Here is a 25,113-nt window from a genome sequence, read left to right as displayed (position 1 = left end):
GTCAAGCCGGAGCGGCCGGCGACCGAATACGGCTATATCAGCCCGGGCGAGGTCATCTCCGGCGAGGTGCACGCGGTCGCGCGCTTTGTCGAGAAGCCGGATGCCGTGAAGGCGGCCGACTACCTCAATTCCGGTTATCTCTGGAACAGCGGCAATTTCATGTTCCCGGCCAGCGTATTGCTCGACGAATACCGCAAGGTCGATGCGGCGAGTGTGGAGGCGATCTCCAATGGTGTTAGCAACGCCGGCCGCGATCTCGGCTTCGTGACGCTGGAGCCCGAGGCGTTCGGCGCGGCCAAGGCGATCTCGATCGACTATGCGGTGATGGAGAAGACCGCGCGCGCCGCGGTCGTGCCGGTGTCGTGCGGCTGGTCCGACGTCGGCTCCTGGCACGCGGTGTGGGAATTGTCCGACAAGGACGCGCAAGGCAATGCTTCGCATGGCGCCGCGGTGTTCGAGGATAGCCGCAATTGCAACGTCACCACCGATGCCGCGCTGGTCGCGCTCGAAGGCGTCGACGATCTCATCGTGGTCGCGACTGCGGACGCGGTGCTGGTCTCGCGTCAGAAGGATGCCAACGGGCTCAAGCGGCTGGTCACAAAACTCAAGACGGTCGCACCGAAGGTCACCGAGGAGCATCTCAAGGTGCATCGGCCCTGGGGCAGCTACCAATCGGTCGACAATGGCGAGCGCCACCAGGTCAAGCGGATCGTGGTGAAGCCGGGCGGGCGTCTGTCGCTGCAGAAGCACCATCATCGCGCCGAGCACTGGATCGTGGTCCGCGGCACCGCCCGCGTCACCGTCAACGAGACCGTCAAAAGCGTGCACGAGAACGAGTCGATCTATATCCCGATGGGCGCGGTGCACCGGATGGAGAACCCCGGTAAAATCATGCTGGAGCTGATCGAGGTCCAGACCGGAAGCTATCTCGGGGAAGACGACATCATTCGGATTGAAGACGACTATCAAAGGTCGTAACCAGCACACTCCGAATCACGCGACCCGGGCCAAAAGAGTGGTCTCTTTCAGAGGCTTAAGGCCCGGGAAACGTGTAACTTTTTGAATCAAATCGTGTCCGGACCGCTAGCTTCGCATTCGCCACAAATGTGGCGTCCGTGCTAGAAGCGCCCCGGGGATTTGGGTTGAATCGGGGTTTGCTCACATGAGTTCCACAGGATCTGCACCGGCAAAGGCCGGCTTGCGCGTCGGCGTCATTGGCGCCGGCGTGATGGGCAGCAACCACGCGCGCGTGCTCGCGGGTCTTCCAGGCGTCAGCCTGGTCGGCGTCGTCGATCCTTCGCCGGCACATCGCACGCGCGCGATGGAGCTTGCCAATTGCGCGAGCTTCGAGACGCTCGACCAGCTGCTGGCCGAAGGCGTCGATGCGGTCACCATCGCGGCGCCGACCCATCTGCATCACGAGGTCTCGCTCGCCTGCATCGCCAAGAACATCCACGTGATGGTCGAGAAGCCGATTGCGTCCACGGTCGCGGAAGGCCGCGAGATCGTCACGGCTGCGCAAAAGGCCGGCGTGACGCTGATGGTCGGCCATGTCGAGCGCTTCAATCCGGCGGTCGCCGCCGTCAAGCAGGCGATCGCGGGCGAGGATATTCTGTCGATCGCGATCACGCGCGTCGGGCCGTTCCCGCCGCGCATGTCCAATGTCGGCGTCGTCATCGATCTTGCCGTGCACGACATCGATCTGATCCGCTGGTTCACCGAATCCGACATCGTCGAGGTGCAGCCGCAATTGTCGAGTGCGGTCGCCGAGCGCGAGGACATCGCGCTGTTGCAGTTCCGCACCGCCAACGGCGTGCTCGCGCACATCAACACCAACTGGCTGACGCCGTTCAAGGCACGCAGCGTCACGGTCGCGACTCGCGGCAAGTACGTGATGGGCGATCTCCTGACGCGCCAGGTCACCGAATGTTTCGGCTTCAAGCCTGACGGCAGCTATTCGATGCGGCATCTGCCGGTCGGACATGACGAGCCGCTCCGCGCCGAGCTGATCGCGTTCCTCAAGGCCGTGCGCAACGGCGAGACGCCGGCGGTCACCGGCGACGAAGGCGTTGCCAGCCTCGAGATCGCGACGCAGTGCCTGGAAACGCCGTCGCGGCCCGCGGCCACGTCGGCCCGCAAGGGTCCGCGCCGCGTCGCCGGCTGAACTCTTTCCATGTCGACTAGCCAAGAAGGCTCCATGAACCAGCATCTGCGTTCCGAACCCATTCCCTTCATCGACGTCGCCTCGCAGTGCCGCCGGCTCGGCAACTCGCTCGATGCCGCCGTGAAGCGCGTTCTCGACCATTGTCAGTTCGTCAACGGCCCTGAAGTCGCCGAGCTCGAGAAGCAGCTTGCGGCCTATTGCGGCGCCAAGCACGTGATCGGCTGCGCCAGCGGCACCGATGCGATCCTGATGGTGATGATGGCGAAGAATGTCGGGCCGGGCGACGCCGTGTTGTGTCCGTCCTTCACCTTCATCGCGACGGCTTCGCCGGTGGCGCGGACCGGTGCGACGCCGGTCTATGTCGACGTCGACGAAGCCACCTTCAACATGAGCCCGGAATCGCTCAAGCGCGGCATCGCGACAGCCCGCAAGGCCGGCCTGAAGCCGGTCGCGATCATTCCGGTCGATTTGTTCGGACAGCCCGCCGATCACGACGCCATCGCCGAGATCGCCAGGGCCGAAGGCCTGTTCGTGCTCGACGACGCCGCGCAAGGCTTTGGCGCGAGCTACAAGGGCCGCAAGCTCGGCACCTTTGGGCTCGCCACCGCGACCAGCTTCTTCCCCGCAAAGCCGCTCGGCTGCTTCGGTGACGGCGGCGCAATCTTCACTGACGACGACGAGCTCGCGGCGACGCTGCGCAGCATCCGCGTGCACGGGCAGGGCGTCGACAAATACGACAATGTCCGCCTCGGCCTGACCGGCCGGCTCGACACCATGCAGGCCGCGATCCTGATCGAAAAGCTGAAGATCTTCGACGACGAGATCGCCGCCCGCAACAAGGTCGCCGAGCGCTACGCGCGCGGTCTCAGCAACGTGGTCACCGTGCCGCGCGTGGCTCCGGGCAATACGTCGGTGTGGGCGCAGTACACGATCCGCCTCCCTGAGGGCACCGATCGCGATGGCTTTTCCGCCGCGCTGAAGGCCCAGGGCGTGCCGACGGCGATCTATTACGGCAAGTCGATGCATCAGCAGACGGCCTACAAGCAGTACCCGGTCGCCGAGGGCGGCCTGCCGGGCTGCGAGAGCCTGTCGCAGGACGTCATCAGCCTGCCGATGCATGCCTATCTGACCGAAGCCGATCAGGAGCGAATCATCGCGGCCGTGCGCGGCGCGCTTTCAACCTGATTTCACCGTTTTGCTACGCGAGCTCTTCCTTTAGAAGGGAACGATGCTCGGACGTATCTTCACGGTTGGTGGTTACACGCTGCTCTCGCGGTTGACGGGGTTTGCCCGCGACATCATGCTTGCGGCGATTCTCGGCGCCGGCCCCGTGGCCGACGCCTTTTTCGTGGCGCTGCGGCTGCCCAATCATTTCCGTGCGATCTTTGCCGAGGGCGCCTTCAACGCCGCCTGGGTGCCGGCCTATGCGCACGTCCATGGCGAGCGCGGGGGGGGGGCAGCAAGATTGTTCGCCGACCGCATCTTCACGCTGCTGCTGGCCTCGCAGGTGGTGCTGCTGATCGTCGCCTGGCTGTTCATGCCGCAGGCCATGAGCCTTCTGGCCCCCGGCTTTTCCGATGACGCCGAACAGCGCAAGCTCGCGATCGAGCTGACCCGGATCACCTTTCCCTATCTGCTGCTGATCACGCTGGTGACGCTCTATGGCGGCATGCTCAACGTGATGCAGCGCTTTGCGAGCGCCGCAGCCGCGTCGATCTTCCTCAACATCTCGATGATGATGACGCTGGCGCTTGCCGCCTGGTTTCCCAGCGCGGGCCACGCCGCCGCCTGGGGTGTCCTGATCTCGGGCTTTTTGCAGTATTTCTTGCTCGCCGGCGATCTCGCCCGCCATGGCGGCTTGCCGCGCTTTGCGCCGCTCAAGCTCGACGAAGACGTCCGCGGCTTCTTCAAGGCGCTTGGTCCGGCGACGCTGGGCTCGATGGGCACGCAGCTCGCGCTGTTCGCCGACACCATCATCGCGACTTTCCTGCCGGTGGGCGCGCTGTCGGCGCTGTATTATGCCGACCGTCTCAACCAGCTCCCGATCGGCGTGATCGGCATTGCCATCGGCACGGTGCTGCTGCCGGAGATGTCGCGGCGGATCACAGCCAACGACCATGACGGTGCGATGAAGGCGCAGCGCCGTGCGTTCGATTTCACGCTGCTGTTCTCGGTGCCGTTCGTCGCCGCCTTCCTCACCGTGCCCGACGCGATCATGCGCGCGCTGTTCGCCCGCGGTGCGTTCTCGAAAGCCGATGCCGCCGCTGCCGGCGCCACGCTCGCGGCCTATGCCATCGGTCTGATCCCCTTCGTGCTGATCCGCAGCGCGGTCGCGACCTTCTATGCGCGCAAGGACACGGCGACGCCGGTGCGGGCGTCGCTGACCGGCATCGCGGTCAACGTCGCCCTCAAGGTTGCGTTGATGGGATCGCTGGCCCAGATCGGGCTTGCGCTTGCCACTGCCGTCGGCGTCTGGACCAACCTGCTGATGGTGCTGTTCTTCGCGGTGCGGCGAGGCTTTCTCGTGCCGGACCGCGCCTGGCTATTGTCGCTCGCCAAATTTCTGCTGACCGGGATCATCCTGGCTGCCGCCTTCTGGCTGATCGCGCGCTTTGGCGGTCCTTGGTTGGGGTCGATGCACTTCCGGGACGAATTGACGCTGCTTCTGCTGGCCGTCGGGGGCACGATCGTCTATGCGCTCGCCATCCTTGCGCTGTTCGGCCGCCGCTGGCTGGTCTCGCTGGTGCGGGGTTAAGTTTTTCATATTTTCAACGCATTGACGGCTCGACCTTGTCGGCACGGACCAGTCTCGATCGTCCTTGGACGGACACATCTCGGAAGTGCGGCGGATGGACCCCGCACAATTGACGTGATGTCGTCACCTCGAGCCGGCAAAAATCGAACCAGGAGCACTGTTTATGAGGATCACCGTCGAAACCAACGTCGCAGCCCCCATCGATCAGGTCTGGCGCGCTTATACGACGCCTGCCGTCATCATGAAGTGGAACGCCGCGTCCGACGACTGGCACACGACCAAGGCGACCGTCGACCTGCGAGAAGGCGGTGTCTTCTCATCGCGCATGGAGGCCAAGGACGGCAGCATGGGTTTTGACTTCGCCGGTACCTACACGAAAATCATCGAGCACAAGCGGATCGAATACGCGTTCGGCGAGCGAAAAGCCGAAGTCGAGTTTGTGCCTGGCCCGAAGGGCGTTCTGGTCCGGGTTGTCTTCGATGGCGAATCGACGCACTCGGTCGAGCAGCAGCAAGGCGGTTGGCAGGCCATCCTCCACAACTTCGCACGATACGTGGAAGCGAAGCAGACGAAGTCGTGAAGGGCGTTGACGGGCGTCGTCGGCTTCGGCGCCCGGCACCCTCAGGTGGGGACTCGCCTCCAGGATGCAGCGAACCTCCACACATCTCTTGATTTTGCGCGATTGCTGTGGTAATCGCATCGCATGATTAAATCGTCGCGCAAACTCAACCGCAACCACATGACCCGCTTCGGCTGGGCCGTGGAAGGAGTCGCGCGCTAGAATTCGACGACGACATCTTTTCCACCAGGCCCCGCCGGCATCGGACGGGGCCTTTTGTTTGGCCACGCTCCCTGCCGGCACAACAGCAGGAGCATGCGATGCCACCCCAACAGACGAACATCACATCCGAGGCCGAGGGGCTCCCCCTCGAACTTGCATCGACGCGCAGCATTCTAGGCTTGCTCGCGCGATACTGGCGTGCGCTCCAGGACTGGCGCTGGCGGCAGGGCCCACAAATCGCCTTGCAGGACCTGAGTGACAGGACCCTAATGGATATCGGCTTGACCCGCGGTGAGGTCGACTACATCACGCCGGAACGGGCGATCGATAGGCTGAGGGATCACGCCACGGATCTATGGACCCGCGGAGGGATGTAAATGATCAGCCATCCCAAGCGGACATGCGCCTTGTGAACAAGCAGCCGTCAGCACGGCTGCTTGTTCTCAGGCGTGCACCGCGGGGCGCGTTCGGCAACTATCATGCCATCAAGCGGACCGATCCTCGCAGCAATGACCGAGCTGCGGCGCTTCCGTTCCATCCTGCCTGACAGGTGAGGGCGGTGGACGGTTTTCGCATGGCTAAACCCGTTTGCCTTGCCAGTTTTTCCACGTCAATATGCCGGCAAAACAACCATGAGAAACGGGACGAGAAAATGGCGGCTCCCATCAAGTTCGGCGTTGGCCAAAGCGTGTTGCGCAAGGAGGATGACGCGCTCATCCGCGGCAAGGGCCGCTATACCGACGATTATGCGCCGCAGGCCGCTTTGCGCTGCCTGATGCTGCGCTCGCCGCATGCGCATGCCAAATACACCATTGATGCGAGCCGTGCCCGCACCCTTCCCGGCGTCGCGCTGATCCTGACCGCCGATGACGTTGGGGATCTCGGCAATCTGCCCTGCCTGTTCAATCTCGAGACAGACCCCTTCACAGGCCCGCCTTACCCGATCCTCGCCAAGGACGAGGTGCGCCATGTCGGCGATTCCATCGCCTTCGTCGTCGCCGAGACCATCGACCAGGCCCGCGACGCGATCGAGGCGATCGACGTCAAATGGAGCTCGCTGCCGGCGGTGACCGGCGTCGTCAACGCCGTGAAGAAGGGCGCGCCGCAAGTCTGGCCGGACAAGCCCGGCAACGTGCTGTTCGACGTCTCGATCGGTGACAAGAAAGCGACCGAAGCTGCGTTTGGCAAAGCGCATGCGGTGGCCGAGATCTCGATCGTCAATCCGCGCGTGGTCGCGAACTTCATGGAGACGCGCGCGGCGGTGTGCGAATATGACGCCAAGCGCGACCATCTGACGCTGACGGTCGGCAGCCAGGGCAGCCACCGCTTGCGCGATATCCTCTGCCAGAACGTGCTCAACATCCCGACCGACAAGATGCGGGTGATCTGCCCCGACGTCGGCGGCGGCTTCGGCACGAAGCTGTTCCCCTATCGGGAATATGCCCTGTTGGCAGTCGCCGCGCGAAAGCTGAAGAAGGCGGTGAAATGGGCGGCCGATCGCACCGAGCATTTCATGGGCGACGCGCAGGGCCGTGACAACGTCACCACCGCGAAGATGGCGCTGGCCGAGGACGGCAAGTTCCTCGGGATGGATTGCGACCTGATGGGCGACATGGGCGCGTATCTGTCGACCTTCGGGCCCTATATCCCGCATGGCGGCGCCGGCATGCTGCCGGGCCTCTACGACATCCAGGCGTTCCACTGCCGGGTGCGTACCATCTTCACCAACAGCGTGCCGGTCGATGCCTATCGTGGTGCCGGACGGCCCGAGGCTGCTTACGTCATCGAACGTCTGGTGGACGCCTGCGCGCGAAAACTCGACATGACGCCGGATGCCATCCGCCGCAAGAATTTCATTCAGCCGAAGGCGCTGCCGTACAAGACCGCGACCGGCAAGGTCTATGATTCCGGCGACTTCGCCGCGCATCTGAAGCGCGCGATGGAGATCGCCGAGTGGAAGGAGTTTGGCAAGCGCGCCAAGGCGGCCAAGAAGAACGGCCTGATCCGCGGCATCGGACTTGCGAGCTATGTCGAGGTCTGCGGCACCATGGGCGAGGAGACCGCCAATGTGCGGATGGATCCCAATGGCGATATCACTGTCCTGATCGGCACGCAGTCGAGCGGGCAGGGCCATCAGACCGCCTATGCGCAGATCGTTGCCGAGCAGTTCGGCGTGGCGCCCGAGCGCGTGCACGTCCACCAGGGCGACACCGACATGATCGCCACCGGACTCGGGACCGGCGGCTCGGCTTCGATCCCCTCCGGTGGCGTCAGCGTCGAGCGCGCCACGCGCGAGCTCGGGCAAAAGCTGAAGGAGATCGCGGCGCAGGCGCTGGAAGCCAGCGCCGGCGACCTCGAGATCACCGACGGCATCGTGCGCATCGCCGGCACCGACCGTTCGATTTCGTTCGCCGATCTCGCCAAGCGACCCGGCGCGGATTCGTCGAAGCTGAACGCCAGCGCGACGTTTGCCAGTGCCGACGGCACCTATCCGAACGGCACCCATGTCGCGGAGGTCGAGATCGATCCGGCCACCGGCATCATCAAAATCGTCAACTACGTGATCGTCGACGATTTCGGCATGACGCTCAATCCGCTGCTGCTGGCCGGCCAGGTCCATGGCGGCGCCATGCAGGGCATCGGCCAGGCGTTGATGGAGCAGGTGGTCTATGGCGCGGGCGACGGCCAGCTCGTCACCGCGACGTTCATGGACTACGCGCTGCCGCGCGCGGCGGACGGGCCGGACTTCGTGTTCGAGACGGCCAACGTTCCCTGCAAGACCAATCCGCTGGGGGTGAAGGGGGCGGGCGAGGCGGGCGCGATCGGGTCCTGCCCGGCGGTCGTCAATGCCATCGTCGACGGGCTCTGGCGCGAGTACAAGATCGACCACATCGACATGCCGGCAACGCCGGAGCGGGTGTGGGTCGCCGTCAACGAGCACCATCGCCGTCACAGCCTGTGACAATTTTTCACGGAATGAAATCTGCCGAGCGGTGTTGGCCCATTGAGGGTCAGCACGATCCTGCATCAAGGAAAGGGATTTTGCGAATGAAGCGAGTGTTGGTTGTTGGGGGCGCGCTTTTGCTCGGTATGGGCGCGGTTTGGGCGCAGCAGGACTCTGTCAAGGAGGTCCAGATGCTGATGAAGGCCAACGGCAAGAACGCCGGCGCGGTGGCGGCGATCGTCAAGGGCGAGAAGCCCTACGATCAGGCCACGGTGGACAGCGCGCTGGCGCAGTTCGAGGACACCGCCAAGAAGCTGCCGAACCTGTTTCCGGCGAGCGCAAAGGGCATGAAGCCCGAGGGCGACTACAGCGCCTCGCCGAAGGTCTGGGAGGACAAGGCCGGCTTCGACGCCAAGGTCGCGAGCTTCGCCAAGGTCGTCGCCGAGGCCAAGGGCAAGATCAAGGATATCGACTCGCTGAAGGCGAATTTCCCCGCGGTCGGCAAGGAATGCGGCGGCTGCCACGAGACGTTTCGTGTGAAGAACGGTTGAGGCGCACAAGAAGCAAGTAGCCCGGATGGAGCGCAGCGCAATCCGGGAAATCCATCCGCGCTGACAGACTGCCCCGGATTGCGCTTCGCTCCATCCGGGCTACCAGAGTTTCAGAAGGGCGGCCTGCGAAAGCAGCCGCCCTTTTTATTGCGTCTCGTGGCGCCGCTGGAAATTCTATCCGCAAGGCCTGACGGATCGCCGCCGAAGCAGTTATCTTGGCTGCAGCCGCCGCGGCATCGGCGTGAGCTTTTCGACGCTGATGCATCCTGCTCCTGACTGCGTTGCGACATCAGGAGTTCCGACCCGCGGCGAGCACCTCAATCAGCAACAGCGAGACAAGCCATGGTCAAACCGTTCCCGTCGAAGACGCACATCGGCAACCATATGCTGCATCCGGAAACGCTGATGCTGACCTATGGCTATGATCCGCAATTGTCGGAAGGCGCGGTCAAGCCGCCGGTGTTCCTGACCTCGACCTTCGTGTTCAAGACGGCCGAGGACGGGCAGGACTTCTTCGATTTCGTCTCCGGCCGGCGCGAGCCGCCGGAAGGGATGGGCGCGGGCCTGGTCTATTCACGATTCAATCACCCTAACAGCGAAATCGTCGAGGACAGGCTCGCGATCTACGAGCGTACCGAGAGCTGCGCGCTGTTCTCGTCCGGCATGGCGGCCATTGCAACCACGATCCTGGCGTTCGTCCGCCCCGGCGATGTCATCCTGCACTCCCAGCCGCTCTATGGCGGCACGGAAACCCTGCTGACGAATACGCTTGCGCGTCTGTCGATCGGCGCCGTCGGCTTCGCCGATGGCGTCGACGAAGCCGTGGTCGGCCAAGCCGCGGAGGAGGCCATGCGCAAGGGCCGGGTTTCGATGATCCTGATCGAAACCCCGGCGAACCCGACCAACGGGCTGGTCGACATCGCGATGATGCGGCGCGTCGTCGAGACCATCGGAAAGACGCAAGGACACGTTCCGATCATCGCCTGCGACAATACGCTGCTCGGGCCGGTGTTTCAGCGGCCGATCGAGCACGGCGCCGATATTTCGCTGTACTCGCTCACGAAATATGTCGGCGGTCATTCAGATCTGATCGCGGGCGCCGCGCTCGGGGCCAAGGCGGTCGTGAAAGGCATCAAGGCGCTCCGGGGCGCCATCGGCACCCAGCTCGATCCGCATTCCTGCTGGATGATCAACCGGTCGCTCGAGACGTTGAGCCTGCGCATGGAAAAGGCGGATGCGAATGCGCGCCTCGTGGCGGACTATCTGCGCGATCATCCCAAGGTGGCGAAGGTGCACTATCTCGGTCATCACGACGCGGCGTCGCCGGACGGACTTGTGTTTGCGCGGCAATGCACAGGGGCGGGATCCACGTTCTCGTTCGACATCGTCGGCGGCAAGGCCGCGGCCATGAAATTCCTCAACGCGCTGCAGATCCTCAAGCTGGCGGTGAGTCTCGGTGGAACGGAGTCGCTTGCGAGCCTGCCCGCTACCATGACCCATTCCGGCGTTCCCGCCGATATCCGCCGCAAGATCGGCGTGCTCGATTCCACGATCCGGCTGTCGATCGGAATCGAACACCCGTCGGACCTGATCGCCGACCTGGCGCAGGCGCTGAACGCAGCTGAACCTGAGGTGTGACGCCTGCGGCGGCGCTACGGGAATCGAAAAGGGCGGCTGCGATCGCAGCCGCCCTTTTGCTGGTCTGTACGAAGTTTACTTCATCACCTGGCCGCGGATCTCGCCGCCCGGATTGGCCGCGGTGTGGATGTTGACGTAGAGCTTGCCGCCGAGCAGATCGGCGGCCTGCGCGTCGGTCAGTGTCGCCGAGCCCTCGGCCGGGCTGGTGGCCGCGCCTGGGATCGGGATCGCAACGCCGGCGTTCTTGCCGGGCTCGGCAGGTCCGTGGAAATGCGCGGCGGTGGCAGGACCGGACAGGCCGGAATAGGTGACCTTCCAGGAGAGCTTCTTGCTGGCGGCGTCGTAGTCCAGATCGGCCGTTCCGGTGCCGCTGCTGGTCGTTGCGGGGACCTCGGACTTGGCGTCGAGCGTTGCTTTCAGCTTTTCCGCGCTGGCCGAACCCGCAAAAGCAACGGCGCCAAGCACTGACATGGCGATGACCATCTTGTTCATGATTTTTCTCCCTGCTGAACCCGTTTGGGCTGCCAAACTTCCAACAGCCGGCATTTCAGTTTATTCCCGTTTCCGGCCGCGGTGGGCTAAATTCTTCGTGGCTGGAGCCGCGAGGACATCGCTCATAAGCTCGCCGCGACGACGAAAGGACCGCATGTTGCGACGAACAATCTCCGTGGCGTTGCTCGCCGCACTCGCCGCAGCCGGCGTCTATTGGTGGCTCAGCGCGCCGGTGGTGGCGGCCGCCGGCACCGCGCCTGTCCGCGTGCCTGATCTTGCCAATGGCCAGGTGATGTTCAACGCCGGCGGCTGCGCCTCATGCCATGCCGTTCCCGACCAGCCCGATCGTCTCAGGCTCGGCGGCGGCGTCGCGATCAAGTCGCCGTTCGGAACGTTCTACGCGCCGAACATCTCCTCCGATCCGGCCGACGGCATCGGCAAATGGAGCGAGGCCGAATTCGTCAACGCGGTGATGCACGGGGTCTCGCCGGACGGACGGCATTATTTTCCGGCCTTTCCCTACACGTCCTATCAGCGCGCCAGGCGCGAGGACGTGCCCGATCTCTTTGCGTACCTGAAAACGCTACCGGCCGTTGCAGGCAAGGTGCGCGACCACGACGTGCGCTTTCCGTTCAACATCCGCCGCAATGTCGGCATCTGGAAATTCTTATTTCTGGACGGCAAGCCCTTCGTCGCCGACAGCGCGAAGTCGCCGCAATGGAATCGCGGCGCCTACCTCGTCAACAGCTTTGGCCATTGCGCGGAATGCCACAGTCCGCGCAACGCGCTTGGCGGCATCATCGCCGGACAACGCTTCGCCGGCGGGCCCAATCCGGAAGGCGAGGGATGGGTCCCCAACATCACCCAGAAGGGCATTGGCGAGTGGAGCGCGAAGGATATTGCCTATTTTCTGAAGACCGGCGAATTGCCCGACGGCGACAGCGTCGGCGGCGCGATGACCCGGGTGATCAAGAACACCTCTCAATTGCCGGACGACGATCTCGCGGCGATGGCGGACTATCTCAAATCGCTGCCGCCGGTGGACGGTCCGCCGCGCCCCAAGCGCAAGGAGGGCGGCGCCTGATCAGCCGGCCCTTTTCCGGACGGTCAACTCGCGCCAAACGCCTTGAAGGTGATGATGGTGAGGGTGTCCTGGATGCCGGGCAGCACCTGCACCTTCTCGTTGACGAAGTGGCCGATATCGGTGTCGTTGTCGACGTAGAACTTCACCAGCAGGTCGTATTGACCGGCCGTGGAATAGATCTCGGAGGCGATCTCGGCTTCGGCAAGCGCATTGGCGACCACATAGGATTGACCGAGCTTGCATTTGATCTGGACGAAAAAGGGAACCATCGCGGTCACTCCGAAAGCATATCTGGCGGCTAATAGGCCAAACCCGGCCGGATTTAGCAAGCGAACTTGCTGGGCTGGGGGCGGCGCGCTAGGACGGGCCATGGCTTCGAAAACGCGGAAAATCGCCCCATGACGACGCCCGTCGCGCTGACCATTGCCGGCTCCGATTCGAGCGGCGGCGCCGGCATCCAGGCCGACCTGAAGACCTTTGCCGCGCTGGGCGTTTTTGGCGCGTCCGCCATCACGGCGCTGACGGCGCAGAACACCCGCGGCGTCACCGGCATTCATGCGGTGCCGGCCGAATTCGTCACCGCGCAGATCGACGCGGTGTTTTCCGATCTCGAGGTCGGCGCGGTCAAGATCGGCATGGTGGCGCAAGCCGCCAGCATCGATGCGATCGCGGCCGCGCTGTCGCGCTGGGCGCCCCGGCATATCGTGCTCGATCCCGTGATGGTGGCGACATCGGGTGATCGCCTGCTCGCGTCCGAAGCTGTCGACGCCCTGCGCATCAAACTGATGCCGCTGGCCTCGGTGATCACACCCAATCTGCCGGAGGCCGCGGCTCTGCTCGACGAACCGGTCGCGGCCAGCGAGGCCGAGATCGAGGGCCAGGGGCGCCGGCTGCTGGCGCTCGGTTGCCGGGCAGTCCTGATCAAGGGCGGGCACGGCGAGGGCGCCGAGAGCATCGACTATCTCGTCGATGCCAGCACCACGATCGCACTCGCCGCGCCGCGCGTTGCCACTCGCAACACCCATGGCACCGGCTGCTCGCTGTCCTCGGCGGTCGCCGCGGGGCTCGCCAGAGGCGAGGATCTCGAGCGCGCCGTGCGCAACGCCAAGACCTGGATCAGCGCCGCGATCGCGGCTGCCGATCGCTTCAGCGTCGGCCACGGCCACGGCCCGATCCATCATTTCCAGAAATTCTACTGAGGCCGCTCGCGAGCGCGCCGCGGTTCCGGGTTCTTGCGGAGGCCGCTGCGACGCCATGTCGCCTGATTGTCGCATGCGACTGATATTCGCGGGGTGGGCGAGGCAAGCGCGATTCGTATCCGAAGGTGCCTCAAAGGTTCAATTGGTCATCCCCCTGTCACGGGACATTGTTACAGGCTGGCGCATGGGAAGTTACGATGTGAGTGACGAGAGCCCGGAGCGGCGCTTTCGCACGTTGTTCATCTCCGACGTTCATCTCGGAGCCCGCGGTTCTCAAGCCGACCTTCTGCTCGACTTCCTGCGTTTCCATGATGCCGACACGATCTATCTCGTCGGCGATATCGTCGACGGCTGGGCGCTGAAATCGAGCTGGCATTGGCCGCAATCGCATAACGACCTCGTCCAGAAGCTTTTGCGCAAGGCGCGCAAGGGCGCCAAGGTGATCTATATCCCCGGCAATCACGACGAGTTCCTGCGCAACTATTACGGCACGCATTTCGGCGGCATCGATGTGGTCGAGAACACCGTTCACACCGGCGCGGACGGCAAGCGCTATCTCGTCATCCACGGCGACATCTTCGACCTCGTGGTGCAGAACGCACGCTGGCTCGCCCATCTCGGCGACAAGGCCTACGATTTCGCGATCCAGCTCAATCGCTTCGTCAACTTCTTCCGGCGCATGTTCAAGGTGCCCTATTGGTCGCTGTCGCAATGGGCCAAGCAGAAGGTCAAGAACGCGGTCAACTATATCGGCGCGTTCGAGCAGGCGCTCGCCGCCGAAGCGCGGCGCCACGACGCCGACGGCGTGATCTGCGGCCACATCCATTATGCGGTGATCCGCGACGAGGGCGGCATCCGCTACATGAATTGCGGCGACTGGGTGGAGAGCTGCACGGCGCTGGTCGAGCACGACGACGGCCATTTCGAGATCATCACCTGGGCGGATCAGGCCGAGAAGCCGGCACAGGTCCCGCAGGTTGCAGCCAGAGCTGCATGACAAAGGCAGGCTGATGCGCATCCTGGTCGCGACCGACGCCTGGCACCCGCAAGTCAACGGTGTGGTTCGGACGCTGACCAAGCTTGCCGACGCCGCCAAAGGCCTCGACGTCGAATTCTCGTTCCTGACGCCGCAATCGTTCCGCACCTTTGCGATGCCGAGCTACCGTGACGTGCGGCTGGCCATGCCGCGGCCGGGCAGAATCGCAAAGCTGATCGAAGAGGCGCGCCCGGACAGCATCCACATCGCGACGGAGGGTCCGATCGGCCTGATGGTTCGGCGTTATTGCCGCCAGCGCAAGCTGCCCTTCACGACCAGCTTCCACACCCGCTTTCCCGAATATGTCCGCGCCCGCGTGCCGGTGCCGGGCTCGCTGATCTGGCGGGCGCTGCGCCGATTCCATAGCCCCAGCCGCGCCGTGATGGCGGCAACCCCGGCGCTCGCCAGCGAGCTGACCGAGCGCGGCTTCGACAATGTCGTGCTGTGGCCGCGCGGCGTCGACACCCATCTGTTCCATCCCCGTGCGATCGATCTCTGCCTCCCGGCGCCGGTGTTCCTCTCGGTCGGCCGGGTCGCGGTGGAGAAGAATCTCGAGGCGTTCCTCGACCTCGACCTGCCCGGCACCAAGGTGATCGTCGGCGACGGTCCGGCGCGTGTCGCGCTGGAGGAGGTCTATCCGGACGCGATCTTCCTCGGCGAGAAGCACGGCGAGGAACTGGCGGACATTTACGCTGCCGCCGATGTTTTCGTGTTTCCGAGCAAAACCGACACCTTCGGCCTGGTCCTGCTCGAAGCGCTGGCGAGCGGCCTGCCAGTCGCGGCGTTTCCGGTGAAGGGGCCCCGCGACGTGATCGGCGATGCGCCGGTCGGCGCGCTCGATCACGATCTGCGCCGCGCCTGCTTCGCCGCGCTGGACATCTCCCGGCAGGATTGCGTCGAATTCGCCGCCAACTACACCTGGGAGGCCTCGGCCCGGGCCTTTATCGACAGCATTTTGGCGGTCGGCGCCGTGCTGCCCGGCCGGAACGGGGCAGAACCGGCGCGATTCGTCGCCTGAGGGTACGAAATCCTCGCGCGGAGATGCCTTGCCCGCGCCTCATCCGCCGCGATAACATCAGGCATGACAGAACAGCTCCTCCCGATCGGCCCTGCCGATATCGATGCCGCAGCACGCGTGATCGCACCGTTCGCCGTCCGCACCCCGCTGTTGTCCTTTCCCGTGCTCAACGAACGCGTCGGCGCAAAGGTCTATCTCAAGCCGGAGATGCTCCAGCGCACCGGTTCGTTCAAGTTCCGCGGTGCCTTCAACAAGGTCGCCTCGATCCCGCAGGACAAGCGCGCCGGCGGCGTGGTCGCGTTCTCCTCCGGCAATCATGCCCAGGGCGTGGCGGCGGCGGCAAAGATCCTCGACATGCAGGCGACCATCGTGATGCCGGCGGATGCGCCGTTGTCCAAGCGCGAGCGCACCAAATCCTACGGTGCCGAGGTCGTGCTGTACGACCGCGACCGCGACGACCGCGAGGCGATCTCGCGCGGCATCGCCGAGAAGCGCGGCGCGACGCTGGTCAGGCCCTATGACGATCCCTTCGTGATCGCCGGCCAGGGCACTGCCGGCCGCGAGATCGCCGAGGACATGGCGGCGCTCGGTCTCGCCCCAGACATCGTGGTGGCGCCAGCCTCCGGCGGCGGCCTGATCGCGGGCGTCGCCACCGCCGTGAAGGCACGCTATCCGCTGGCCCAAATCGTCGTGGCCGAGCCTGAGGCGTTCGACGATCACGGCCTGTCGCTGACCGCAGGTCACCGCGAGCCGCATGGGCCGGCAGGCCGCACCATCTGCGATGCGCTGATGGCCCTGATCCCCGGTGAGATGACATTCGCGATCAACAGCAAGCTGCTTGCGCGCGGCGTCACCGCCTCGGACAAGGAAGTCGGCGCGGCAGTCGCGTTTGCCTATCGCGAGCTGAAGCTGGTGGTCGAGCCGGGCGGAGCGGTGGGCTTGGCCGCGCTGCTTGCGGGACGACTCGATGTTGCCGGCAAGAACGTCGTCATCGTGCTCTCCGGCGGCAATGTCGACGCCGATCTGTTTGCGGAGCTCGTGGCCTGATATTCTAATCTTCTGACATGAAGAAGGGGCAGAGCGTCGCCGCTCTGCCCTTTGTCGTGTGTGGCTGATCGCGATCAGTGCATGAAGCCGCGGTGGTTGTTGCCGCCGTTACCACCCTGGCTCTGGTTCATCGACTGGCGGAAGTTATTGCCGCCATTGTTGACCATGCGACTGGTCTCATTGAACTGCGGGCGGTTGTTGTTCTGCACCTGTACCTTGTTCACGGGGTTGTTGCTGATCTTCGCGCCGTTGTTGATGCGGATCGGGTTGTTCTGGTTCTGAACGTTGACGGGCTTCGTCTCGATGGTCGTGCCGCCCTTGCCGACATTCACCGGCATGCTCACGATCTTGCCAGGATTGCCGCTGGTGGTGCCGTTGGCAATGCCGCCATTGTTGCCGCCGTTCGGCGTCTTGTTGGTCGCAGGCAGCGTCACGATCTTGCCGATGCCGCCATTGTTGTTGGTGGTGTTGGTCGGCGCGGGCAGGGTGACGATCTTGCCCGGGGTCTGCGACGGCGTGCCGTTCTGCGGGTTGGGCTGGTTGTTGCCCGCCGGCAGGTTGACGATCTGGCTGCCATTGCCGAGCTTGCCGATGCCGTTGTTGTCGCCCGACTTCTGCACGATCGGCAAATTGCCATTCACTTGCGCGCCGCCATTACCCTGCTGCAGCGGCATGTATTTGGGCTGGCCGAGATTGCCGATCTTGAAGGTCGGGGCGATATTCTGCGGCGCCAGGAACTTGGTCGCCTGCATCAATGGGATCTGCTTCGGCTGCATCTGGAGCTTCAGCGCGACCTGTGCATAGGGCGTGTTGCCGTAGCTATCGTAGAAGTTCTTGTAGCCGAGCGGCGAGTTCGCGAGCACCGCCTTGTGCCAGGCCTGCGTGAGCAGCAGGTTGTTGAGCAGCCAGCGGACGTGATCGCACAGCGGGTCGTGCGGATACATCGTGATGAACTCCTGATAGTACTCCGGCCGCGCTTCGGACACGACGTAGTCATAGGCCTGGCGGGTCGAGCGGCTCGGCAGGTTGGAGGCCATCTGCACCACAGGCGCATTCACCGGCGCGCGGTTGGCGGCAACAGCGGTGTCGCCGAAGAAGGTGAAGTCGGATGTCAGCGACGAGCTCTCCCACGGGATCTGCGCGCCGCTGGTGGTCTGGTTCACTTCGAGGCGCACGCGCTTGAACAGCTGCTCGATCGGCACGTTGGGCTCGCGCGCGACGTTCAGGAAGGCCTGCGTGTAGGGGCTGTGGCCGCCGGTGCCGTCCTGCGCTTCCGCGCCCGGCGCGGTCGAGTAACCGACGATCGAACCGTTCGGCGCATCGACGATGGCCAAGCCACGGCCGGCATCATTCACGTTCGGGAACGGGTTGTTGCGGCAGGCATCAAGGATCACGATGCGCATGCGGCTCGGGATCGTCTCCAGCGTCGACATCACGTCGACCAGGCGGACGGAGTTGTTGACGAGCTCGGTCTGGCTGGAGACCTTGGCGTCGACGGGAACGAGGTAGTTCTCGCCGGCGAGCTGCACGCCGTGACCGGCGTAGTAGACCATCGCCACCGTGTTCGGACCGCGCGCTGACACTTTGGCGGAGAAGTCCTGCACCACGCGAAGCATGTCGTTCTGGGTCAGGTCGGTCGCGGCGACCACTTCGAACCCGGCCGAATTCAGGAATTTCGCCATGGACTCCGCGTCATTGTCGGGGTTGGCGAGCTGCGGCGCGTTCTGGTAGTTCGAATTGCCGATCACCAGCGCGACGCGCTGCTCCGGGCCTTGCAGCGCGGTGGGGGCGGGCTCCACCGGGGCGACTTGCGCGGAAACCGGGCCGCAGGCGAAGCCGAACAGGCTTCCCAGCAGGCTGGCCGTCATCAGGAAAGGTTTTAGGCGGAACATGGCGTGCTCCTTTGGCACTGATCTCGATACGAGATTGGTTGCCGGGGAGCTTGGCCGCGTTCGAGTTTGAGGTCCGTGATCGCCATCACCATGGTAGGCTGCGTGATCTGAATCACGCTTGGAACCTGCCAAGGTGGGTGCACGATGGGAGGACAGTCCGTCACATGCTGAAATCGATCGATCCGATCCTCACGCCCGACCTGCTCTGGCTGCTGGCGTCCATGGGCCATGGCGACGACCTCGTTTTCGTCGATGCCAATCACCCGGCGGCACGCATCGCGCAGAGCACGCATTCGCGGCGCCTGATCCAGTTGCCCGGCATGAGCATGGAGATCGCGATCCGCGCCATCATGTCGGTCTATCCGCTCGACGATTTCGATCCCGATCCGGTGCGCGTGATGATGCCGGTCGACGATCCCGACGGCGTCCCCGAGGTGCAGCGCGCGGTGCTCGCGGAGATCGAACGCGCCGCCGGCCGCCCCGTTACGCCCGGAAAACTCTCCCGGCCGGATTTTTATCGCGCGGCGGCGGCGAGTTTTGGAATCGTGCAGGTTGGCGACAGCCGGGGGTACGGATGCTTCCTGATCAGGAAGGGTGTGATCAACTAGAAGCGCACGAACGAACGATGCGGTACTGCGTCACGCGTGCTCGAACGGTCCGACCTCGCGGATCACCTTGCAGATCTGCAGGAAGCCGCTGGCGTAGAACTCGGCATGTCCCCGCTTCATCGTCTCGACATGTTCGGGATGGGTGCGCCAGGCTTCGAGCGCTTGCTCCGAGGCAAAACGGAACACGGTGAGCTCCTCGCCGTCGTCGGCCTTGAACGACTTGACCGACACGAAGCCGGGAAGACGGCTGACGATGTCGTACATGCGCGCGCCGAGCCGGTCGTGTTCGTCGACAGAGGCGCCGTCACGCAATTGCAGATCGCCAATGACAATCACTTCGCCAATCATGTTTCCTTGACCCTCGGTGATGGATATCCGTTCCCGATCTCTTCGGTTTCGCGAAGGCTTTGTTACATCGCCCCCCCGAATTTGAATGGCCTGCCGGCATCCGACTGTTTATGGTCGGTCCATGTCGCGCCTCATGTGCCTATCTGTCGCTATCGTCCTATCGCTGCTGCCGGCTGTCGCGCCGGCTGCCTCAATCCAAAAGCGTCCCAAGCAAGCCTGGCATGGCTACGGCTTCCTGCCGGGCTATCGCCAGCCGCTGAGCAACAGCATTCCGCTCTACAAGCAGAAGGAGGCGATGCGGCGGATGTCGCCTAGCGACCGGCGCCATTGGTACATCGATCCGGTCCCCCAATATTACGGCTGGGACGGTGAGTGGCGCTATTTCGGCCGGCCCGGCTTCGGCGGCGGCCGCTACAATGGCGGCAGTTTTGGTCCGTGCTGGACGCGGACGCCGATCGGCGCGGTCTGGAATTGCGGGTGATGGACTGAGCATCCGACATTGCGAGCGTAGCGCGTTGCGCTCGCAATGACGTTGAGGAGAGAGTGTTTTCCTCACTCCGCTCTCGTGCCCCGGACACCGCGCAGCGTCTCTTCGACGGTGCGCTGCAGTGCCGGGGCCCATGCTGCTACGGAAGCTGTGGCTCCTGGATCCCGGATCTGCGCTTTGCTTGTCCGGGACACGGAGGGAGTATGCGTCCCCCTTACGAGAAGAATGCGATCTTCTCGGCCTGGGTCATGCGGCGGATGGGCGCCATGGGATCGTTTGCGGCGGCGCGGGGCTTTTGCAGGATACCGCTGGCGAGGATGGTGGCGCCGAGCGAGGCTTCCGGAACCGGCGAGGGCATCGGCAGCGTCGTAGCCTGCGCTGCGCCGAATGTCGCGCCGGCGGCCATGACCGGCGCCGGCTGCTCCATCACTTCGGCGGCGGCTTCCGCAATGGCGTTGGTGAGGCGCGCCAGCGATTCCATCGCGATCGGCGCTTCCTCTACGGGCTCCTCCACGATCGCTGCAGCGGCGACTGGCTCCAGTGCGAGCGGCTCTGGTGCGATCGGCTCCGGTATCTCGGCTGCGATGGGCGTTGCGGCCTCCGCAACCACCGGCTCCGGAACCGTCGCTTCCATCTCGACCGGTTCGATGATCTCGTCGAATTCCGGATCGGGCGCGGCCATCTCCAGCGCGATCGCGTCGAGTATAGCTTCGTCCTCGGCTTCCGCTGCGGCATCGAGCGAAAATTCGTCCGTCACCTCCGCGAAGGCGGCGGGCTCAGTGGCCAGCTCTTCAAAAGCGGCGTCTTCACGCGCGATCCGGGTCTCGGCGACGATTCCGGCCGTCTCCACGGCGGCTTCGGGCTCAATCGCCTCTGCGCTGTCCTGCGGCTCCGTAAGAGCCACGGCGGCTTCGCTGGCCATCACCGCAGGCGCGGCCTCCGCAGGCGGAGCTTCCGCAGCGGACGACGGTGCCTCCTGCACTGGAGCCGGCGACGGGCGCGCGGCCTGCGGCGTTGCGTCAGCGTCCGTCTGGTCGATCCGGTCCTTGAGCAGATCGAATGCGGCCTTGAGGTCAGCGCGGGGGTCGATGGTGGAAACCTGCGCGCAGGCCGCCTCGATGGAGGCGAGCTGCGAATCAATCAGGTCGCAGATTCGGCCGTCGGCGCCGATCTCGCGCCAGCGCCAGGAGATCTCCTTGATGATGCGCAGCCCGCGGGGAATCGGTGCGAGGCTCGCCTCGATCGCCCCGGGATCGAACGCCGCGATCGCAATCGTCTCGGCTTCGCGGATCGCGTGGCGGATCGCGATTAGCGCCTCCGGCAGGCGGTCCTCGACGACGGGATGGCGCTGCGCCGCAAGGGTTTCTTCGATTTTCGCGACCGCGTCGAGCACCATGCGGGTGTCGGCATTGCGGTTGCGCTTGGCGTATTCGCCGAGGAACCAGCGGCCGCGCGCGGTCTCCAGGAAGGCTTCGCGGATCGCGTCGTAATCCTGCTCGTTCGGCTCGGCCGCGCGGGCAGACATAGGCGAGAGGGCGAATGCTTCGTTGGCCATGTCAATCTCGTCGCGCAAATCACCGCGCGTTACAGTAACGATCATCACGATATCGACCGAATCGCAATTGGTTTGATGGCGCCCGAATCACAAATCCCCATCGCAGCAGCTCGGAAGCGGCGATTCGCCGTGAGCCTCGCGCTGTTCTACTCGGCCGTGTTCGCGGTCTCGGGTACGCATCTGCCGTTCTTTCCGGTCTGGCTGAAGGCGATCGGCATTGACGCGGCCTGGATCGGCCTCATCAACGCGCTGCCGGCGATCACGCGCTTCACCACGCTGCCGCAGGTCACCGCGTTTGCCGAAAAGCGACATGCCATTCGCGCCGGCATGATGGTGTCCGTGCTGGCGACGGCGATCGGATTTACGGCGGTCGGCTTGCAGCAGCAGCCGCTGGCGCTGTTCCTGATCTATGCGCTGACCTGCGTGATGTGGACGCCGACCATGCCGCTGACCGACGCCTATGCGCTGCGTGGCGTCGCCCGCTACGGGCTCAATTACGGGCCGGTGCGGCTGTGGGGCTCGGCAGCCTTCGCAGCCGGCTCGCTCGCCTGCGGCTATCTCGTGGACCACATCGCAGCGCGCGATCTGATCTGGGTCATCGTCGCCTGGGCCGTTGTTGCGGTCGCCGCCGGCATGCTGCTGCAGCCGCTCGACGATGTCAGGCGAAGGACGACGGCGGTGCACGCCGGCAAGGCGCTGCTGCGCGATGCCGGCTTCTGGGCCGTCATCGTTTCGGCCGCGCTGATCCAGGGCAGTCACGTCGCGTATTATACGTTCTCGGCCATCAACTGGCAGACCCAGGGCCTCGGCGGGCTGACGATCGCGGGCCTCTGGACATTGGGCGTGATCGCCGAGATCGTCGTGTTTGCGCTGTCGCCGCGCTTCTCGCTGCACCCGTCCTCGCTCATGGCGATCGGGGGCGCGAGCGCGGTCGTGCGCTGGGTCGTCACTGCATACGATCCGCCGCTCGTGCTGCTCGCGGTCGTGCAGCTCGGCCACGGCCTGACCTTCGGGATGACCATTCTCGGCACCATGAGTCTGCTGGTGCAACGCGTGCCGTCGCATCAGATCGCGCGGGGGCAGGGCTATTACGCCGCATGCAACGGGTTGCTGGGTGCGACCACCTCGATCGTGTCAGGCGCGATCTACGCCCGCATCGGCGACGGTCTGTATTACGTCATGGCCGCGATGGCCGCGGCCGGTGCGCTCGTGATCTGGTCGGCGCGGCACCGGCTGAAAGCTCAGCCCCAGAGCGAAGAATCCGGCGGATAGACCAGGCTGTCGTCATAGCGAAGCCCGTGATCGCGGTCGCGCGCCAGCAGCAAGGGGCCGTCGAGATCGACGAAGCGCGCCTGCGGCGTCACCAGCATCGCCGGCGCCATCGACAGCGAGGTTGCGACCATGCAGCCGATCATGATCTCGAAGCCGAGCGCCTGCGCAGCATCGGCCATCGCCAGCGCCTCGGTGAGGCCGCCGGTCTTGTCGAGCTTGATGTTCACGGCGTCGTAGCGCTCGCGGAGCGACGCCAGCGAAGAGCGGTCGTGCACGCTTTCGTCGGCGCAGACCACCAGTGGCCGCTTGATCCGCGCCAGCGCGTCGTCCTTTCCGGCCGGCAGCGGCTGCTCGACCAGGGTGACGCCGACGGCCTCGCAGGCCGCAAGATTGTGCGCCAGATTGGCCTCGGTCCAGGCCTCGTTGGCATCCACGATCAGTTCGGATTCGGGCGCCGCCTCGCGCACCGCCGTGATCCGCTCCGGATCGCCGTCGCCGCCGAGCTTGATCTTGAGCAGCGGCCGGTGCGCCGCTTTGGCGGTCGCCGCCGCCATGGCCTCGGGCGTGCCCAGCGAGATGGTGTAGGCCGTGGTGCGCTCGCCCGGCGACGGGCGGTCGAGCAGGCTCCAGGCCCGCAAGCCCGCCGCCTTGGCTTCCAGATCGATCAGGGCGCAATCCAGGGCATTGCGGGCCGCCCCGGGCGGCATGGCGGCTTGCAGGGCCTGGCGGGTGAGGCCGACGGCCACGGCCTCCCGCATGGCCTGGATGGCGGCAAGGGTCGCCTCGGGCGTCTCGCCATAGCGGGGATAGGGCACGCATTCGCCGCGGCCAGTCAGGCCGTCCCGGCTGACCTCGGCCACAACGGTCACGGCCTCGGTCTTGGCGCCCCGGCTGATGGTGAAACTGCCAGCGATGGGAAAGCGCTCGATTCGCGCAGCGAGGACAGGAACTTTGCTGGAAGTCATTTTGAACTCTGGCGAAATCTGAACCTGCTGGTTACCTCTAGCAACTAAGGTTAACCAGTTGGGGATACCTTCTCCGGGTAAGGGCGCGTGCGCAACCATCTGATTTCATCCGTTTCTCGCGCCTCGGCACGGGAGCGGTCATCTTGAGCGGCGATCCGAAGCTGGAACGGATTGCGAAGGGCAATGCGCTGGCACTCTGCGCCACCGGAACCTGGACCGCGAGCTTCGCGCCGGTCCTGGAGCGGATGGTGGCTGACGCCGAGAAGCTCGCCGGCGGCCCGCAAAGCATCTTCATCGACGTGTCCGAGGTCGCCAAGCTCGACACCTTCGGCGCCTGGCTGATCGAGCGGCTGCGCCGCAGCCTGACGCAGGGCGCCGTCGAGGCGCAGATCGCCGGCCTTTCCGCCAATTATTCGAGCCTGGTGGACGAGGTGCGACGGGTCAGGGCGACGCCCGTCATCGACACCAGCACGATCACCATCACCGGCATGCTGGAGCAGATCGGCCGGGCCGTGGCCGGTGTTGCCGGCACGGTTGCAGGCCTGATTGACATGCTCGGCGCGGTGCTCGCGGCGGTCGCGCGCACCCTGATTCATCCGCGCTCGTTCCGTCTGACCTCGACCGTGCATCATCTCGAGCAGGTCTGCTGGCGCGCGGTGCCGATCGTCGTGCTGATCACCTTCCTGATTGGCTGCATCATCGCCCAGCAAGGCATCTTTCACTTCCGCAGGTTCGGCGCCGACCTGTTCGTCGTCGACATGCTCGGCGTGCTGGTGCTGCGCGAGATCGGCGTGCTGCTGGTCGCGATCATGGTTGCGGGCCGCTCGGGCAGCGCCTACACCGCCGAACTTGGCTCGATGAAGATGCGCGAGGAGATCGACGCGCTGCGCACCATGGGGTTCGACCCGATCGAGGTGCTGGTGCTGCCGCGCATGCTCGCGCTGGTGCTGGCGCTGCCGATCCTGGCCTTCCTCGGCGCGATGGCCGCGCTCTATGGCGGCGGCCTCGTCGCCTGGCTCTATGGGGGCGTGCAGCCCGAGGCTTTCCTGCTGCGGCTGCGCGACGCCATCTCGATCGACCATTTCATCGTTGGCATCGTCAAGGCACCTGTCATGGCCGCGGTGATCGGCATCGTCGCCTGCGTCGAGGGGCTCGCGGTGCAGGGCAGCGCGGAATCGCTCGGGCAGCACACGACGTCGTCTGTCGTGAAAGGCATTTTTTTCGTCATCGTCATGGACGGCGTGTTCGCTATCTTCTTCGCCGCGATCGGGATGTGA

General features: G+C 64.8%; 24 protein-coding genes. 18 read left to right on the top strand and 6 right to left on the bottom strand.

What is annotated here, in order from left to right; all coding sequences use genetic code 11:
* From AC0L3S_RS29330 to AC0L3S_RS29290, 9 genes are all read left to right on the top strand, one after another.
* Positions 1 to 978 (top strand): mannose-1-phosphate guanylyltransferase/mannose-6-phosphate isomerase (locus AC0L3S_RS29330; protein WP_473283048.1); only part of this gene is annotated, 978 nt, incomplete at its 5' end.
* A 184-nt stretch (positions 979 to 1,162) separates the two neighbouring features.
* Positions 1,163 to 2,164 (top strand): Gfo/Idh/MocA family oxidoreductase, encoded by a 1,002-nt coding sequence (locus AC0L3S_RS29325; RefSeq protein ID WP_473283046.1) that lies wholly within the window; start codon positions 1,163 to 1,165, stop codon positions 2,162 to 2,164.
* 33 nt (positions 2,165 to 2,197) lie between these two features.
* Positions 2,198 to 3,349: a DegT/DnrJ/EryC1/StrS family aminotransferase gene (locus AC0L3S_RS29320; protein ID WP_473283044.1), complete on the top strand. Its 1,152-nt coding sequence runs from the start codon at positions 2,198 to 2,200 to the stop codon at positions 3,347 to 3,349.
* 43 nt (positions 3,350 to 3,392) lie between these two features.
* Entirely contained in the window at positions 3,393 to 4,919 is a 1,527-nt protein-coding gene (gene murJ / locus AC0L3S_RS29315) for a murein biosynthesis integral membrane protein MurJ (RefSeq protein WP_473283042.1), read from the top strand.
* A gap of 163 nt (positions 4,920 to 5,082) precedes the next feature.
* Positions 5,083 to 5,499 carry an SRPBCC family protein gene (locus AC0L3S_RS29310; protein ID WP_473283040.1) on the top strand — a complete coding sequence of 139 codons (417 nt, stop codon included), beginning with the start codon at positions 5,083 to 5,085 and terminating at the stop codon, positions 5,497 to 5,499.
* 299 nt (positions 5,500 to 5,798) lie between these two features.
* A complete protein-coding gene (locus tag AC0L3S_RS29305; RefSeq protein WP_473283037.1) occupies positions 5,799 to 6,077 on the top strand; it encodes a DUF1127 domain-containing protein in 279 nt (92 codons plus the stop codon).
* A gap of 275 nt (positions 6,078 to 6,352) precedes the next feature.
* Positions 6,353 to 8,662 (top strand): xanthine dehydrogenase family protein molybdopterin-binding subunit, encoded by a 2,310-nt coding sequence (locus tag AC0L3S_RS29300; protein WP_473283035.1) that lies wholly within the window; start codon positions 6,353 to 6,355, stop codon positions 8,660 to 8,662.
* 86 nt (positions 8,663 to 8,748) lie between these two features.
* Entirely contained in the window at positions 8,749 to 9,195 is a 447-nt protein-coding gene (locus AC0L3S_RS29295) for a c-type cytochrome (RefSeq protein WP_473262118.1), read from the top strand.
* A gap of 342 nt (positions 9,196 to 9,537) precedes the next feature.
* Positions 9,538 to 10,833, top strand: a complete 1,296-nt coding sequence (locus AC0L3S_RS29290) for a cystathionine gamma-synthase family protein (protein WP_473283033.1) — start codon at positions 9,538 to 9,540, stop codon at positions 10,831 to 10,833.
* A 75-nt stretch (positions 10,834 to 10,908) separates the two neighbouring features.
* Here the strand turns inward: AC0L3S_RS29290 and AC0L3S_RS29285 are convergent, their stop codons facing one another.
* A complete protein-coding gene (locus tag AC0L3S_RS29285; RefSeq protein WP_473283031.1) occupies positions 10,909 to 11,325 on the bottom strand; it encodes a CHRD domain-containing protein in 417 nt (138 codons plus the stop codon).
* A gap of 154 nt (positions 11,326 to 11,479) precedes the next feature.
* Here AC0L3S_RS29285 and AC0L3S_RS29280 point away from each other — a divergent pair, with 154 nt between their 5' ends.
* Positions 11,480 to 12,409, top strand: a complete 930-nt coding sequence (locus AC0L3S_RS29280) for a c-type cytochrome (RefSeq protein ID WP_473283029.1) — start codon at positions 11,480 to 11,482, stop codon at positions 12,407 to 12,409.
* Between the two features lie 23 nt (positions 12,410 to 12,432).
* Here AC0L3S_RS29280 and AC0L3S_RS29275 read toward each other — a convergent pair whose 3' ends face one another.
* Positions 12,433 to 12,678: an Lrp/AsnC ligand binding domain-containing protein gene (locus AC0L3S_RS29275; protein ID WP_007602021.1), complete on the bottom strand. Its 246-nt coding sequence runs from the start codon at positions 12,676 to 12,678 to the stop codon at positions 12,433 to 12,435.
* Between the two features lie 129 nt (positions 12,679 to 12,807).
* Between AC0L3S_RS29275 and thiD the strand changes: the two genes are divergently transcribed.
* From thiD to AC0L3S_RS29255, 4 genes are all read left to right on the top strand, one after another.
* On the top strand, positions 12,808 to 13,608 hold the full coding sequence (thiD, locus tag AC0L3S_RS29270) for a bifunctional hydroxymethylpyrimidine kinase/phosphomethylpyrimidine kinase (RefSeq protein WP_473283027.1): 801 nt from the start codon (positions 12,808 to 12,810) through the stop codon (positions 13,606 to 13,608).
* Between the two features lie 184 nt (positions 13,609 to 13,792).
* Positions 13,793 to 14,605 (top strand): UDP-2,3-diacylglucosamine diphosphatase, encoded by an 813-nt coding sequence (locus AC0L3S_RS29265; protein WP_007602023.1) that lies wholly within the window; start codon positions 13,793 to 13,795, stop codon positions 14,603 to 14,605.
* A gap of 13 nt (positions 14,606 to 14,618) precedes the next feature.
* Positions 14,619 to 15,662 (top strand): glycosyltransferase family 4 protein, encoded by a 1,044-nt coding sequence (locus AC0L3S_RS29260; protein WP_473283025.1) that lies wholly within the window; start codon positions 14,619 to 14,621, stop codon positions 15,660 to 15,662.
* A 63-nt stretch (positions 15,663 to 15,725) separates the two neighbouring features.
* Positions 15,726 to 16,709 (top strand): threonine/serine dehydratase, encoded by a 984-nt coding sequence (locus AC0L3S_RS29255; protein ID WP_035994560.1) that lies wholly within the window; start codon positions 15,726 to 15,728, stop codon positions 16,707 to 16,709.
* Between the two features lie 74 nt (positions 16,710 to 16,783).
* Here the strand turns inward: AC0L3S_RS29255 and AC0L3S_RS29250 are convergent, their stop codons facing one another.
* Positions 16,784 to 18,601 carry a caspase family protein gene (locus tag AC0L3S_RS29250; RefSeq protein WP_473283023.1) on the bottom strand — a complete coding sequence of 606 codons (1,818 nt, stop codon included), beginning with the start codon at positions 18,599 to 18,601 and terminating at the stop codon, positions 16,784 to 16,786.
* Positions 18,602 to 18,765: 164 nt separating this feature from the next.
* On the opposite strand from AC0L3S_RS29250, the gene AC0L3S_RS29245 reads away from it, so the two are divergent.
* On the top strand, positions 18,766 to 19,209 hold the full coding sequence (locus AC0L3S_RS29245; protein WP_473283021.1) for an RbsD/FucU family protein: 444 nt from the start codon (positions 18,766 to 18,768) through the stop codon (positions 19,207 to 19,209).
* Positions 19,210 to 19,239: 30 nt separating this feature from the next.
* Here the strand turns inward: AC0L3S_RS29245 and AC0L3S_RS29240 are convergent, their stop codons facing one another.
* Positions 19,240 to 19,557, bottom strand: coding sequence for an antibiotic biosynthesis monooxygenase family protein (locus AC0L3S_RS29240; RefSeq protein WP_473259389.1), 318 nt, complete (start codon positions 19,555 to 19,557; stop codon positions 19,240 to 19,242).
* Positions 19,558 to 19,678: 121 nt separating this feature from the next.
* On the opposite strand from AC0L3S_RS29240, the gene AC0L3S_RS29235 reads away from it, so the two are divergent.
* On the top strand, positions 19,679 to 20,038 hold the full coding sequence (locus AC0L3S_RS29235; RefSeq protein WP_007612410.1) for a hypothetical protein: 360 nt from the start codon (positions 19,679 to 19,681) through the stop codon (positions 20,036 to 20,038).
* 220 nt (positions 20,039 to 20,258) lie between these two features.
* Here AC0L3S_RS29235 and AC0L3S_RS29230 read toward each other — a convergent pair whose 3' ends face one another.
* Complete coding sequence (locus AC0L3S_RS29230; protein ID WP_473283019.1) at positions 20,259 to 21,599, bottom strand: hypothetical protein; 1,341 nt, start codon at positions 21,597 to 21,599, stop codon at positions 20,259 to 20,261.
* A gap of 75 nt (positions 21,600 to 21,674) precedes the next feature.
* Here AC0L3S_RS29230 and AC0L3S_RS29225 point away from each other — a divergent pair, with 75 nt between their 5' ends.
* A complete protein-coding gene (locus AC0L3S_RS29225; protein WP_473283017.1) occupies positions 21,675 to 22,871 on the top strand; it encodes an MFS transporter in 1,197 nt (398 codons plus the stop codon).
* Here the strand turns inward: AC0L3S_RS29225 and dgcA are convergent.
* On the bottom strand, positions 22,841 to 23,836 hold the full coding sequence (gene dgcA / locus AC0L3S_RS29220) for an N-acetyl-D-Glu racemase DgcA (protein WP_473283015.1): 996 nt from the start codon (positions 23,834 to 23,836) through the stop codon (positions 22,841 to 22,843). The two genes, AC0L3S_RS29225 and dgcA, sit on opposite strands and share 31 nt — an antisense overlap.
* Positions 23,837 to 23,979: 143 nt before the next feature.
* Here dgcA and AC0L3S_RS29215 point away from each other — a divergent pair, with 143 nt between their 5' ends.
* On the top strand, positions 23,980 to 25,113 hold the full coding sequence (locus AC0L3S_RS29215; protein ID WP_473259380.1) for an MlaE family ABC transporter permease: 1,134 nt from the start codon (positions 23,980 to 23,982) through the stop codon (positions 25,111 to 25,113).

Source organism: Bradyrhizobium sp. Ken01 (assembly GCF_055807355.1).
Note: the sequence above shows the minus strand (reverse complement) of the source record. Positions and strands in the feature narration are given on the sequence as shown.

Coding starts and splice junctions, on each gene's coding strand:
- AC0L3S_RS29325 (WP_473283046.1), top strand. CDS start 1,163: ATGAGTTCCACAGGATCTGCACCGGCAAAGGCCGGCTTGCGCGTCGGC.
- AC0L3S_RS29320 (WP_473283044.1), top strand. CDS start 2,198: ATGAACCAGCATCTGCGTTCCGAACCCATTCCCTTCATCGACGTCGCC.
- murJ (WP_473283042.1), top strand. CDS start 3,393: ATGCTCGGACGTATCTTCACGGTTGGTGGTTACACGCTGCTCTCGCGG.
- AC0L3S_RS29310 (WP_473283040.1), top strand. CDS start 5,083: ATGAGGATCACCGTCGAAACCAACGTCGCAGCCCCCATCGATCAGGTC.
- AC0L3S_RS29305 (WP_473283037.1), top strand. CDS start 5,799: ATGCCACCCCAACAGACGAACATCACATCCGAGGCCGAGGGGCTCCCC.
- AC0L3S_RS29300 (WP_473283035.1), top strand. CDS start 6,353: ATGGCGGCTCCCATCAAGTTCGGCGTTGGCCAAAGCGTGTTGCGCAAG.
- AC0L3S_RS29295 (WP_473262118.1), top strand. CDS start 8,749: ATGAAGCGAGTGTTGGTTGTTGGGGGCGCGCTTTTGCTCGGTATGGGC.
- AC0L3S_RS29290 (WP_473283033.1), top strand. CDS start 9,538: ATGGTCAAACCGTTCCCGTCGAAGACGCACATCGGCAACCATATGCTG.
- AC0L3S_RS29285 (WP_473283031.1), bottom strand. CDS start 11,325: ATGAACAAGATGGTCATCGCCATGTCAGTGCTTGGCGCCGTTGCTTTT.
- AC0L3S_RS29280 (WP_473283029.1), top strand. CDS start 11,480: ATGTTGCGACGAACAATCTCCGTGGCGTTGCTCGCCGCACTCGCCGCA.
- AC0L3S_RS29275 (WP_007602021.1), bottom strand. CDS start 12,678: ATGGTTCCCTTTTTCGTCCAGATCAAATGCAAGCTCGGTCAATCCTAT.
- thiD (WP_473283027.1), top strand. CDS start 12,808: ATGACGACGCCCGTCGCGCTGACCATTGCCGGCTCCGATTCGAGCGGC.
- AC0L3S_RS29265 (WP_007602023.1), top strand. CDS start 13,793: ATGGGAAGTTACGATGTGAGTGACGAGAGCCCGGAGCGGCGCTTTCGC.
- AC0L3S_RS29260 (WP_473283025.1), top strand. CDS start 14,619: ATGCGCATCCTGGTCGCGACCGACGCCTGGCACCCGCAAGTCAACGGT.
- AC0L3S_RS29255 (WP_035994560.1), top strand. CDS start 15,726: ATGACAGAACAGCTCCTCCCGATCGGCCCTGCCGATATCGATGCCGCA.
- AC0L3S_RS29250 (WP_473283023.1), bottom strand. CDS start 18,601: ATGTTCCGCCTAAAACCTTTCCTGATGACGGCCAGCCTGCTGGGAAGC.
- AC0L3S_RS29245 (WP_473283021.1), top strand. CDS start 18,766: ATGCTGAAATCGATCGATCCGATCCTCACGCCCGACCTGCTCTGGCTG.
- AC0L3S_RS29240 (WP_473259389.1), bottom strand. CDS start 19,557: ATGATTGGCGAAGTGATTGTCATTGGCGATCTGCAATTGCGTGACGGC.
- AC0L3S_RS29235 (WP_007612410.1), top strand. CDS start 19,679: ATGTCGCGCCTCATGTGCCTATCTGTCGCTATCGTCCTATCGCTGCTG.
- AC0L3S_RS29230 (WP_473283019.1), bottom strand. CDS start 21,599: ATGGCCAACGAAGCATTCGCCCTCTCGCCTATGTCTGCCCGCGCGGCC.
- AC0L3S_RS29225 (WP_473283017.1), top strand. CDS start 21,675: ATGGCGCCCGAATCACAAATCCCCATCGCAGCAGCTCGGAAGCGGCGA.
- dgcA (WP_473283015.1), bottom strand. CDS start 23,836: ATGACTTCCAGCAAAGTTCCTGTCCTCGCTGCGCGAATCGAGCGCTTT.